This is a genomic window from Saccharothrix lopnurensis, from assembly GCF_042658445.1.
Taxonomy (GTDB): Bacteria; Actinomycetota; Actinomycetes; order Mycobacteriales; family Pseudonocardiaceae; genus Actinosynnema; species Actinosynnema lopnurensis.
Genome location: NZ_JBHSQO010000059.1, coordinates 23,101 through 34,457, shown reverse-complemented (window position 1 = coordinate 34,457; position 11,357 = coordinate 23,101). Strand labels below are relative to the sequence as shown.

Here is an 11,357-nt window from a genome sequence, read left to right as displayed (position 1 = left end):
GAATGCAAACGAGGTTTTTCCCGTGTCGCGCAAGAGTCGTGTGCTGCCCCTCGCCGCCGTCCTGACCGGCCTGGTCCTCACCGGGTGCGAGCACCCCGACGGAACCGCCCTGGTCACGGTGAACGCGACCGCGGAGCTCAAGGCGGCGATCGGCACCCCGACCCGGGCCGCCACCTCGTCGCGCCCGGCCACCCCGTCGAGCGGGACCACGACCACCACCACCGGCACCTCTACGACCGAGGTCCCGCCGACCACCACGACCACGACCACCACGGCCGAACCGGCGGCGCCCCGACCCGAGGACCAGCCCCGCCCCCGGGTCGACACCCCCGCCGCGCCCCCGAAACCCACCGCCCCGGACGCACCCGCCCGGAGCGAGGTGGAGATCGCCGAGGCCCGCGTGGTGGAGCTGACCAACGCCGAGCGCGCCGCCCAGGGCTGCCCCGCCCTGGCCGCCGACGACCGGCTCGCCGCGGCCGCCCGCGCGCACAGCGCCGACATGGCCGCCCGCGACTACTTCGACCACGTCTCCCAGGACGGCCGCTCGTTCGTCGACCGGGTCAAGGCCGCCGGCTACCCCAGCCCCGGCGCGGAGAACATCGCGGCCGGCCAGCGGACCGCCGAAGCCGTGGTCAAGGGCTGGATGGACTCGCCGGGCCACCGCGCGAACATCCTCAACTGCAAGCTCAAGGCGCTGGGCGCGGGCATGGCCCGCGGTGGTTCCTACGGCATCTACTGGACTCAGAACTTCGGTTGGTGACCCTCGGCGGGCAGCTCGTCGAGGATCAGCACGGTGTGGCTGGACGTCACGTCCGGCATCGTCTGCAACCGCGACAGCACCAGGTCGCGCAGGCTGTGCGCGTCCGGCGCGCGCACCAGCAGCACCAGGTCGTAGTCGCCCGACACCAGCGCCCCGTGCCACACCTCGGGGATCTCCAGCACCCGCTGCCGCACCGCCTTCCACGAGTGCTGGCTGATCTTGAGGTAGACGTAGGCGGAGATGCCGAAGCCGTAGCGCTCCGGGTCGACCACCGCCGCGTACCCGGTGACCACGCCGTCCCGGTGCAGCCGCTCCACCCGTGAGTACGCGCTCGCGCGGGAGATGTGGAGCTTCTCGGCGAGCGCCCGCATCGACAGCCGCCCGTCCGCGCGCAGCGCCTCCACGATGCGCCGGTCCAGCTCGTCGAGCGGTGCCGAACGTCCAGCCTTCGCCGTCATGTGGCCGACCCTAACCCGCCCGCGCGGCCGTTCGTCCGGGAAAAGGGCTGTGATCTGGACCTTTGGTCGATGTGACGCGGACCATGCCCCCATCTCGTCACAGGAGACGGCACAGAAGACCCGGAGGCGCCCATGGCCCGCACCCGCGCACCCGAGCGGACGTTGCTGCCCAGCGAGGAACCCCTGTCGCTGCTGCGCAAGGACGGCTCACCGGTCGAGGACCCGCTCCTGGCGATGCCCGGTGACGACGTGCTGGTGGAGCTGCACCGCCGGATGGTGATCGGCCGCCGCTTCGACGCCCAGGCCACCGCGCTGACCAAGCAGGGCAGGCTGGCCGTCTACCCCTCCTCGCGCGGCCAGGAGGCGTGCGAGGTCGGCGCGGTGGTGGCGCTGCGCGAGCAGGACTGGCTGTTCCCCACCTACCGCGACTCGGTCGCCCTGGTGACCAGGGGCGTCGACCCGGGGGAGACGCTGACCCTGCTCCAGGGCGGCTGGCACCTGGGTTACGACCCCTACGAGCACCGCGTCGGCCCGCAGTGCACCCCGCTGGCGACCAACACCCTGCACGCGGTCGGCTTCGCGCACGCGGCCCGGCTGAAGGGCGAGGACACCGCCGCGCTGGTGCTGCTCGGCGACGGCGCCACCTCCGAGGGCGACACGCACGAGGCGCTGAACTTCGCGGGCGTGTGGCGGGCGCCCGTGGTCTTCCTGGTGCAGAACAACGGCTACGCGATCAGCGTGCCCATGTCCAAGCAGACCGCCGCGCCGTCGCTGGCACACAAGGGCATCGGGTACGGCGTGCCGTCCGTGCTGGTGGACGGCAACGACGTGGCCGCCGTGTACGCGGTGGTGCGCGAGGCGCTCAACGCGGACGGGCCCACGCTGATCGAGGCGGTGACCTACCGCATCGAGGCGCACACCAACGCCGACGACGCCAACCGCTACCGGGACGCCGCCGAGGTCGCGGCCTGGCTGGACCGCGACCCGGTGGACCGGATCGAGTCCTACCTGACCTCGCGCGGGCTGCTGGACCCCGCGCGCCGCGACGCCGTGGCGGCCGAGGCCGAGGACTTCGCGGCGGGGGTGCGGGCGCGGCTCAACACCGACGTCGAGCCCTCGCCCGAGGAGCTGTTCGAGCACGTCTACGCGGTCAGGACCACGCACCTGCGGGAGCAGGCCGCCGCGCTGCGGGAGGAACTGGCATGACCGTCTCCCTGGCCGGGGCGCTGAACAAGGCGCTGGCCGACGCGCTGGAGGCCGACCCCGGCGTGCTGGTGTTCGGCGAGGACGTCGGGCCGCTGGGCGGCGTGTTCCGGGTGACCGACGGGTTGTCGGCGCGGTTCGGCGACGCGCGGGTGTTCGACACCCCGCTGGCGGAGGCCGGCATCGTCGGCACCGCCATCGGCATGGCGATGAACGGCCTGCGGCCCGTGGTCGAGATGCAGTTCGACGCGTTCGCCTACCCGGCGTTCGAGCAGATCACCAGCCACCTGGCCAAGATGCGCAACCGCACCAGGGGCCGCGTGGGGCTGCCCGTCGTGATCCGCGTGCCCTACGGCGGCGGCATCGGCGGCGTGGAGCACCACTGCGACTCCTCCGAGGCGTACTACGCGCACACGCCCGGCCTGCGGGTCGTCACGCCGGGCACCCCGGACGACGCCTACCGGCTGCTGCGCGACGCGATCGACTCGCCGGACCCGGTGATCTTCCTGGAGCCCAAGCGGCGGTACTGGGCGAAGGGCGAGCTGGGCGGCGACCCGGTCGGCTTCGACCGGGCGCTGGTCCGGCGGCCCGGCCGGGACGTCACGCTGATCGCCTACGGCCCCATGGTCGTCACCGCCCTGGAGACCGCCGAGGCGGCGGGGGAGGAGGGCTGGGACGTCGAGGTGGTCGACCTGCGGTCGCTGTCCCCGTTCGACGACGAGACCGTGTGCGCGTCGGTGGTGAAGACCGGCCGGGCCGTGGTGGTGCACGAGGCGTCCGGGTTCGGCGGGTACGGCGCGGAGGTCGTCGCCCGGGTCACCGAGCGGTGCTTCCACCACCTGCACGCGCCGGTGCTGCGGGTGACCGGGTTCGACATCCCCTACCCGCCGCCGAAGCTGGAGCGCCACCACCTGCCGTCGGTGGACCGCATCCTGGACGCGATCGCCCGGTTGCAGTGGGACGACGAGGTCGTGGGGGGCCACCGTGCCTGACTTCCGCCTGCCCGACCTCGGCGAGGGCCTGACCGAGGGCGAGATCGTCAACTGGCTGGTGTCCGTGGGCGACCACGTGTCGATCGACCAGCCGGTGGTCGAGGTGGAGACGGCCAAGGCGCTGGTCGAGGTGCCCTGCCCGTTCGAGGGCGTGGTGAGCGCCCGGCACGGCGAACCGGGCGAGAAGCTGGCCGTGGGCTCCGTCCTCCTCTCCGTAGGCGCCCCCACCCCCCTGCCCCCCACCCCCCTCGCCCCCACCCCGGAATCCCCGGTTTCCTCCGAGTACTCCGGCAACGTCCTCATCGGCTACGGCACCACCCACACCCCGCGCCGCCGCCGCTCCCGCCCCGGCACACCCCGCGAGTCGAACGCCCAGGACCACCGTGTCGAACGCTCAGGACCCCCGAGTTCCACATCCGCGCCACCGCGACCCGCGGCCCCGGCCGTCATCTCCCCGATCGTGCGGCAACTGGCCAGGGAGCACGGGCTCGCCCTGGACCGGATCGAGGGCAGCGGCCCCGGCGGCGTGATCCGGCGCGCCGACGTCGAGCGGGAGCTGGCCCGCGTCACCGCCCCGGCCCCCGAACCCCGGTCCGGCCGCCGGATACCGCTGCACGGCCTGCGCGGCGTGGTCGCGCGGAAGCTGGCCACCTCGCGGCGGGAGATCCCCGAGGCGACGGTGTGGGTCGACGTCGACGCCACCGACTTCCTCGCCGCCCGCGCCGCGCTGCCGTCGGTGTCGCTGCTCGCGCTGCTGGCCCGGTTCACCGTGCTGGGCCTCAAGAAGTTCCCCGAGCTGAACTCCCGGGTGGAGGGCGACGAGGTCGTGGTCCTCGACGAGGTCAACCTCGGCTTCGCCGCCCAGACCGACCGCGGCCTGGTCGTGCCCGTGGTCCGGGACGCGCACGCGGCCACCACCGCCGAGCTCGCCACGGCGATCGCCGCCCACACCGCGGCCGCCCGCGAGGGCCGGCTGTCGCCCGCCGCGCTCACCGGCGGCACCTTCACGGTCAACAACTACGGCGTGTTCGGCGTCGACGGCTCGGCCGCGATCATCAACCACCCGGAGGCGGCGATCCTCGGCCTGGGCCGCGTCATCGACCGGCCGTGGGTGGTCGGCGGGCAGCTGGCCGTCCGCAAGGTCGCCCAGCTCACGCTCGCCTTCGACCACCGCGTGTGCGACGGCGGCACGGCGGGCGGGTTCCTGCGGTTCGTCGCCGACTGCGTCGAATCGCCCGTCACCGCCCTGGCCGACCTATAGGTTCGACCTCGTGACGTCCAGGGGCGCGGCAGGAGCGGCAGGAGCGATGGGGTCCGACCGGGGTGGCCCGGTCGGCGCGGGCAGACCCACCTACCCCGTGCGGACGCGCCGCCTCCTCCTGCGCCCGTTCACCTTCGCCGACCACGCCGCCCTGCACTCGTGGCAGGGCCGGGCCGACGTCAACCGCTACCTCTACAGCGAGGCCCGCACGTCCGAGGAGACCGCCGAGAGCCTGGTCAAGAAGGTCACCCTCACGTGGCCGGAGCAGGACGGCGACGCCCTCTCGCTGGCGATCGAGAAAGACGGCGAGGTCGTCGGCGAGGCGGTGCTCAAGTACCTCAGCGAGCACCACCGCCAGGGCGAGGTGGGCTACGTCCTGCACCCCGACCACCACGGCCGCGGCTACGCCACCGAGGCGACCGCCGCGGTGCTCGACCTCGCCTTCGACCACCTGGGGCTGCACCGGGTCCGGGCGTCGTGCGACGCGTTCAACGAACCGTCGTGGCGGGTCATGGAGCGGTTGGGGATGCGCCGCGAAGCGCATTTCCGCCACAACGAGGTGTTCAAGGGCGCGTGGGGCGAGGAGTTCGTCTACGCGGTCCTCGACGACGAGTGGCACCGAATGGCGGACAGCCGACCGGGGGCCGACGGCGGATGATGGCTCGATGATCGAGAGGTTCGTCGTGGACAGCGGCGCCTACGAGACCTGGTTGGCCGGCCACCAGGACCAGTACGTGATCAACGCCGAGCGCATCCTGAACCCGGACAACCTCGTCCTGCACCGGGCGACCTGCCGCACCATCAACGGCACACCGGCGCACGGGGCGACGTGGGTGGGCAGCTACGTCAAGCTCGTCGGCACCCGGGAGGAGCTGGAGACCGCCCACCCGGCCGCCCGCCCGTGCCGGCAGTGCCTGTGACCGCTCGTCCGGTCGGGCACGTCGGCTCCGACCCGCACGCGGACCGCGTCGCCCGCCACCTCGCGGACGCCACGCCGTCCCGGACCTCCGGGGAGGTGGCGGAACCGCTCAGGGGCTGAGCCGGTCGAGGACCGCCGCCAGCCCCTCCGCCGGGGACGTGCCGGTGTCGAACGCGTGGGTGACCTCGTGCCACGGCCCCAGCCGGTGCCACAGCAGGGCCCGCGCCCGCTGCTCCCCGGTCACGCCGTAGGACTCCGCCACGGCGTCCGCGAACGGGCGGGCGGTCCCGTGCAGCGCCCACGCCAGGTCGAGGGCCGGGTCACCGAGGTGCGCGTCGCCGAAGTCGATGACCCCGGTCAGGCCGGTGTCGTCGGCCAGCACGTGCTCCGGGCCCACGTCACCGTGCACCACCGCGTCGGCGGGCAGGTCGCGCACGGCGTCGAGCAGGGCCCCGGCCCGCGCCCGCACCGCCGCGGGCAGCAGCGGCACGACCTGGGCGGTGTCGCGGTCCAGGGCGCCGGCGCGGTCGGCCGGCGCCACGCCCAGCGGCGCGGCCCCGGCCGGCGGCGTCGCGTGCAGCGCCCGCAGGAACGCGCCGAGGGCCCGGCCGTGCGCGGGGTCCACGCCCCCGGTCGGCTCACCGGGCACCAGCACGTGCCGCACCACCAGCGGGTCGTCGGACACCAGCTCCGGCACCGGGACGGGCATCGGCAGGCGCGGTGCCAGCCACGGCATCAGCCGCACCTCGCGCCGCAGCTGCGGTTCGACGTCCGGTCGCCGCGGGCGGCGCTCCACCCGGTCCCCGACCAGCACGGCCACGCTGTCCCACCCGCCCGCGAACTCCACGCGACCAGTCTGCCGGAGCACCCCGAGCCGGTCAGTCGGGGTCCGGCACCGCGTCGAGGTCCCCGTCCCCGCCCGCCACGCAGGACGCCGACCGCGCGGACGTCGCCAGGAACCGGCTCATGCACCGGCCGAACTGCGCGTAGCCGCGCGCGTTGGGGTGGAACGACTCCTGGAGCGCGTGCTTGGCCCGCTCGGAGTCGCGCAGGCCCTCGAAGTCCACGGTCAGCCGGGTGAACCACTCCTCCTCCGGCCGCGAGCCGCCCACGCACGCCTCGCGCCGGTCGCCCGCCCGGGACAGGTCGAGGAACCTGGCGTCGACCTCGACGGCGGTCCGGCGCAGGGCCGCCGACAGCTCGGCCACCGCCCGGTCGCGCACCCACTCCAGGTCACCGGTGCGCAGCGGGCAGCCGGCGAGGTTCTGGAGGTCGAACGGCAGGCCGGGCGCGACCGGCGCGGCGTAGGACTGGAGCACCAGCGTGTAGGAGCGGGGCGTGTACCCCTCGTCCTGCAACACCTGCCGGATGTCGCGCAGGGCCTGCTCGACCTTCGGCGCCATCCGCGCCACGCGGGCCTTCCACTCCTCCTCCAGGGTCCCGGCGCAGTCCGCGCGGCGCTCGACCCACGCCCGCAGGCACGCGCCCAGCACGTCGGCGAACCGCGGGTCGTCGTTCGCGCCGACGGCCACCACGACGACCGACACCCGGTCCCGGCGGGCGATCTCGGCCAGCCGCACCGCCTGCGAGCCCTCGGTGTTGCGGACCTGGTCGGTGATGCCGACCTGCTCGGCGTTCGCGCCCGAGCAGGCCAGGTTGAACACCCGGTCCACGCCCTCGACGCGGGTGTGGTGGACCGACGCCTCGGTGGACCGGTGGCACCAGTTGCCGTTCTCGCCGTCGGTGCCCGGCTCGTAGGACCCGGCGCCCTCGCCGGACATGGTGCTGTCGCCCATGGCCACGAGCGCCCTGGGCGCGTCGCGCGGCGGGCCGGGCAGGGGCGGGTAGGGGGAGTCGCTGACCACCAGCAGCAGGGCCAGCAGCGGGAACACCAGGGCGACGGCCACGAGTCGACGCAACATCGACACCTATCCTACGGACACCCGTCCGCCGGCCAGCACCACCGTGCGGTCCGCCGCCCGGCGCACCTCCTCGTGGTGCGTGGCGATCAGCACCGCCGCGCCCTCGTCGGCGGCCCGGCGCAGCACCCGCACGGCCGCCGGCGCGCTGTCCCGGTCGAGGTGCGCGGTGGGCTCGTCGGCCAGCAGCACGGCGGGGGAGCAGACCACGGCCCGCGCCAGGGCGGCGCGCTGCTGCTGCCCGAACGACACCTCGCCCGGGTAGCGGTCGGCCAGCCGCGCGACGCCCAGCTCCGCCAGCAGCGCGGTCACCCGGCCGAGGTCGCCGCCGGCGCGGCCGAGCCGCAGGGGCAGGGCGACGTTCTCGGCCAGGGTCAGCTCGCCCGCCAGGCCCAGCGCCTGCGGCAGCAGGGCGCACACCTCCCACGACGGCGGCGAGGTCAGCACCTCGCCGCACATCTCGACCGCCCCCGCGTCGGCCCGGTCGAACCCGGCCAGCACGCTCAGCAGCGCGCTCTTGCCCGACCCGGACGGCCCCGACAGCGTCACCAGCTCACCGGCCGCCACCTCCAGGTCGACCCCGCGCAGCACCCGCACCGGACCACTGGCGTGCACGAACGTCCGCTCGACGCCCACCACCCGCAACACCGTCACGCCGCCAGCACCCCGTTCTCCAGCTCGAACCTGGTGTGCGCCAGGGCGATCAGCCGGGGGTCGTGCGAGGCGACCACCACCGGGACCCCGCGCGCGGCCAGGTCGGTCAACGTCTCCAGCACCAGGTCGGCCGAGGCCGGGTCCAGCTGCGAGGTCGGCTCGTCGGCCAGCACCACCGACGCCCGCCGCGCCAGCGCGCACCCGAACGCCAGCCGCTGCTGCTGCCCGCCGGACAGCGACGGGACCCGCCAGCCGGCCGTGCCGGGCAGGCCCAGCCGCGCCAGCAGCTCGTCCACCTCCACCTCCCGGCCCGCCGCCTGCGCCGCGGCCCGCAGGTTGTCGCGCACGTCCAGGTGCGCCACCAGGTTGTCGGCCGGGTCCTGGAACACCAGGGCGACCTCGCGCCGCCGCAGGGCCCGCCGCGCCCGGTTGGACAGCCGCGCCGTGCCCGCGCCGCGCAGCTCCACCCCGCCGGTCGTGGGCCGCTCCACCAGGCTCAGCACCCGCAGCAGCGTCGACTTGCCCGACCCGGACGGCCCGGCCAGCACGGTGATCCCGGTGGGTGGCACCTCCAGCGACACGTCCGACACGGCGGTCACCTCGCCCGCCGGCGTGCGGTAGCGCACGCCGACCCCGGTCAGCCGCAACACGGAGTCAGCCACGGATCAACTCCCCGATCTTCGCCGTGCGCACCGAGCGCACCGCGATCCACGCCGCCACCAGCACCACCAGCACCCCGCCCAGGACCGTGACCACCAGCAGCGGCACCGGGTCCGGCACCTCGGGCACGGGGGTCAGCCGCGGCGCGGGGTCCAGCCTGGGCACGGTGAAGCCGCTGCTCACCGCGCTGGCGGTGAGGCCGATCGCGACCGCGGCCGCGGCGAGGGCGCCCAGCTCCAGCAGGTGGCTGCGCAGCAGCGCCGCCGGGCGCAGGCCCATCCGGGTGCTGAACGCGCCGGACACCGCGTTCTGCCGCCGCCGCACCTCCACCGCCATCAGCAGCGCGATCGAGGCCACCGCGGCGAGCACCACGCCGATGGCGGTGACGAACCCGAACGTCCACTGGATGGTCAGGAACGGCAGGCCCTGCACCGCCTTGGCCTTCTCGGTGACGTTGCGGTACGGCACGCCCGCCGCCGCCAGCGCCCCGGTCAGCTCGCCCAGCGGCCTGCTCGACCACACGTACCAGGAGCCGATCTCCCGGCGGTTCTCGACCAGGTCGACCGGCACCACCCAGCCCGAGGTGCCGAGCTTCGGGAACGAGGGCACGTGCGCGCTCGGGTCGAGCGGCGGCAGCCCGCGCAGGGTGACCTCGCGGCGGGGCGCGTCGCCGACGCGCAGCGGTTCGGCCAGCAGCGCCGGGTCGAGGCCGAACGGGGCCGGGAACGCGCCGTCCCGGAACGTCCGCGGGTCCACCACCAGCGCGGTCCGGTCCTGGACCTTGACGAAGCCGACGACGGTGGCGCTGCCGCGCAGCGGTTCGGGCACCTCGGTGAGGTCCGCGTGGACCTGGGCGACGCTGTTCGCGCCGGTGAACATGCCGGACTTGTCCTCCAGCGCGGTGCGCTGCGAGTCGGCGATGGCGGTGCCGACCGCGATCGTGCCGACGGCCAGCACGCCGACCAGCAGCACGCCCGTCACCGGTCCGGCCGCGGCGGCGAGCCGGCGGATCGCCAGCTGCGCGGTCGGCCTGGACCACAGCGACACGCGGTGCGACGCGGCCAGCGCCCAGCGCGCCAGGCGGGTCGCCAGCAGCGCCGCGGTGAGCACGACCAGCAGCGGGAACGCCAGCGCGGCCGCGTCGACGCGGGGCAGGGCGCCGACCGAGTCGGTGGTGGCCAGGCCGCTGTTCCGCACCCGGCCCCACGCCCACACCGCGAACCCCGCGGTGACCAGCTCCCACGGCAGCGCGGTGAGCACCCGGCGCACCCGGTGCCCGCGCGTCGCGGCCTGGAACGACCGGTGCGCGCGCAGGGCGGCGGTGACCGCGGTGACGGCCAGGGCGAGCACGACGACCGCCAGCACGGCCAGCGCCGCGCCGGTCGCGGTGCCGGGCGGCAGCACGTCCGACGGCGCGTAGACCGGCAGCAGCAGCCGGGCCGCGCCGAGCCCGGCCACGCCGCCGACCACCAGCGGCAGGCCCAGCTCCAGCACCGCGCGCCCGCCCAGGGCGGCCGGGCCCGAGCCCCGCACCCACAGCAGGCGCAGTTCCCGGTGGCGCCGCTGCGCCCACTGCACGGCGACCGTGGCCACGCCCGCCAGGCCGATGAGCACGCTGATCAGCACCAGGCCCAGGATCGCCGAGCGCACGTTGACCGCGGTCTGCTCGGCGTTGCGCACGGGCAGCGCGAGGTGCGAGACCACGCGGCCGAGGCCCTCGAACGGTGCGACGCGTGCGGTGCCCTCGGCGAGCAGGGCGCGCGCCTCGTCGACGGTGCGGGGCTGGGCGGTGGGGAAGCGGATGGTGATGTCGGTGCGCCCGCCGACCTCCTCGGGCAGCGCGGTGAACGACTCGAAGTCGGGCACCCACACCACCGCGGTGGCCAGCTCGTCGCGGTCGAGCGCGTTGGGCACCACGAAGTGGCGCTCCGAGCACCACCACGCGGGCAGCGGGTCGCGCACGTCCTCGTAGATCGCGGTCACCGGGGGCAGCCGCCCGCCCAGGCCGCGCCCGCCCACCCGGACCCCGACGGTGTCGGCGATGCTCTTGGGCACCCACAGGCCGTCCCGGGCGCCACCTTCGAGGACCTTGAGGTGGTCGGTCGCGCCCTCGCGGTAGCCGAACTTGGCCAGGGTCGTGGCGCCGCCGAAGTCGGTCCGCCGCTCCCTGGTGTAGGTGCCGATGAGCGTCGGGTGGCCCTGCGCGAGGTCGGTGAACGCGGTGATCGCCCTCGCGACCTCGCGGAGGTCGGTGTCGGTCTCCACCGACGGGTGCAGCGCCTCCGCGCACAGCCGGCCCTGCTGGTGGTCGACGGCCGCGCTCCCGGAGGCGGCCGAGTGCATGACGGCCGCCGCGACCACGAAGCCGAGCAGCAGCGCCGTCACCAGGCTGACCAGCAGCGTCAGCGGGCTCGACAGCGCGGCGCGGGGGGCGGCTCTCCACGGTACCTGCACGACCAGGACGTTAGCCGCCGCCCGATCGGCGCAGGAGGCGTTTCGTGAACGGTGTTCACGAGCCGGACAACGTCCGG

At 75.1% G+C, this 11,357-nt stretch carries 12 protein-coding genes; 6 read left to right on the top strand and 6 right to left on the bottom strand.

What is annotated here, in order from left to right:
- Window positions 1-22: 22 nt before the first annotated feature.
- Window positions 23-760: a CAP domain-containing protein gene (locus ACFP3R_RS33750; protein ID WP_380642337.1), complete on the top strand. Its 738-nt coding sequence runs from the start codon at window positions 23-25 to the stop codon at window positions 758-760.
- Here the strand turns inward: ACFP3R_RS33750 and ACFP3R_RS33745 are convergent.
- Window positions 742-1,218, bottom strand: coding sequence for an Lrp/AsnC family transcriptional regulator (locus tag ACFP3R_RS33745; RefSeq protein WP_380642335.1), 477 nt, complete (start codon window positions 1,216-1,218; stop codon window positions 742-744). The genes ACFP3R_RS33750 and ACFP3R_RS33745 overlap by 19 nt on opposite strands.
- Before the next feature lie 132 nt (window positions 1,219-1,350).
- Here ACFP3R_RS33745 and ACFP3R_RS33740 point away from each other — a divergent pair, with 132 nt between their 5' ends.
- Genes ACFP3R_RS33740 through ACFP3R_RS33720 form a run of 5 tightly spaced genes read left to right on the top strand, consistent with a single transcriptional unit; the run spans window position 1,351 to window position 5,594 of the window.
- Complete coding sequence (locus ACFP3R_RS33740) at window positions 1,351-2,424, top strand: thiamine pyrophosphate-dependent dehydrogenase E1 component subunit alpha (protein WP_380642333.1); 1,074 nt, start codon at window positions 1,351-1,353, stop codon at window positions 2,422-2,424.
- Entirely contained in the window at window positions 2,421-3,413 is a 993-nt protein-coding gene (locus ACFP3R_RS33735) for an alpha-ketoacid dehydrogenase subunit beta (protein WP_380642331.1), read from the top strand. The genes ACFP3R_RS33740 and ACFP3R_RS33735 overlap by 4 nt, the downstream gene beginning before the upstream one ends.
- Window positions 3,406-4,674, top strand: coding sequence for a dihydrolipoamide acetyltransferase family protein (locus ACFP3R_RS33730; RefSeq protein WP_380642329.1), 1,269 nt, complete (start codon window positions 3,406-3,408; stop codon window positions 4,672-4,674). The genes ACFP3R_RS33735 and ACFP3R_RS33730 overlap by 8 nt, the downstream gene beginning before the upstream one ends.
- Window positions 4,675-4,720: 46 nt before the next feature.
- Window positions 4,721-5,332, top strand: coding sequence for a GNAT family N-acetyltransferase (locus tag ACFP3R_RS33725; protein ID WP_380642327.1), 612 nt, complete (start codon window positions 4,721-4,723; stop codon window positions 5,330-5,332).
- A 7-nt stretch (window positions 5,333-5,339) separates the two neighbouring features.
- Window positions 5,340-5,594, top strand: coding sequence for a hypothetical protein (locus tag ACFP3R_RS33720; RefSeq protein ID WP_380642326.1), 255 nt, complete (start codon window positions 5,340-5,342; stop codon window positions 5,592-5,594).
- Between the two features lie 108 nt (window positions 5,595-5,702).
- Here ACFP3R_RS33720 and ACFP3R_RS33715 read toward each other — a convergent pair whose 3' ends face one another.
- From ACFP3R_RS33715 to ACFP3R_RS33695, 5 genes are read right to left on the bottom strand one after another with little or no spacing between them, the layout of a single operon-like run.
- On the bottom strand, window positions 5,703-6,440 hold the full coding sequence (locus ACFP3R_RS33715; protein WP_380642324.1) for a phosphotransferase: 738 nt from the start codon (window positions 6,438-6,440) through the stop codon (window positions 5,703-5,705).
- A gap of 31 nt (window positions 6,441-6,471) precedes the next feature.
- Entirely contained in the window at window positions 6,472-7,515 is a 1,044-nt protein-coding gene (locus tag ACFP3R_RS33710) for a GDSL-type esterase/lipase family protein (protein WP_380642322.1), read from the bottom strand.
- 6 nt (window positions 7,516-7,521) lie between these two features.
- Entirely contained in the window at window positions 7,522-8,166 is a 645-nt protein-coding gene (locus tag ACFP3R_RS33705; protein WP_380642320.1) for an ABC transporter ATP-binding protein, read from the bottom strand.
- Window positions 8,163-8,828 carry an ABC transporter ATP-binding protein gene (locus ACFP3R_RS33700; RefSeq protein ID WP_380642318.1) on the bottom strand — a complete coding sequence of 222 codons (666 nt, stop codon included), beginning with the start codon at window positions 8,826-8,828 and terminating at the stop codon, window positions 8,163-8,165. The genes ACFP3R_RS33705 and ACFP3R_RS33700 overlap by 4 nt, the downstream gene beginning before the upstream one ends.
- Window positions 8,821-11,280 (bottom strand): ABC transporter permease, encoded by a 2,460-nt coding sequence (locus ACFP3R_RS33695; protein ID WP_380642316.1) that lies wholly within the window; start codon window positions 11,278-11,280, stop codon window positions 8,821-8,823. The genes ACFP3R_RS33700 and ACFP3R_RS33695 overlap by 8 nt, the downstream gene beginning before the upstream one ends.
- Window positions 11,281-11,357 lie beyond the last annotated feature (77 nt).

Coding starts and splice junctions, on each gene's coding strand:
- ACFP3R_RS33745 (WP_380642335.1), bottom strand. CDS start 1,218: ATGACGGCGAAGGCTGGACGTTCGGCACCGCTCGACGAGCTGGACCGG.
- ACFP3R_RS33740 (WP_380642333.1), top strand. CDS start 1,351: ATGGCCCGCACCCGCGCACCCGAGCGGACGTTGCTGCCCAGCGAGGAA.
- ACFP3R_RS33735 (WP_380642331.1), top strand. CDS start 2,421: ATGACCGTCTCCCTGGCCGGGGCGCTGAACAAGGCGCTGGCCGACGCG.
- ACFP3R_RS33725 (WP_380642327.1), top strand. CDS start 4,721: ATGGGGTCCGACCGGGGTGGCCCGGTCGGCGCGGGCAGACCCACCTAC.
- ACFP3R_RS33720 (WP_380642326.1), top strand. CDS start 5,340: ATGATCGAGAGGTTCGTCGTGGACAGCGGCGCCTACGAGACCTGGTTG.
- ACFP3R_RS33710 (WP_380642322.1), bottom strand. CDS start 7,515: ATGTTGCGTCGACTCGTGGCCGTCGCCCTGGTGTTCCCGCTGCTGGCC.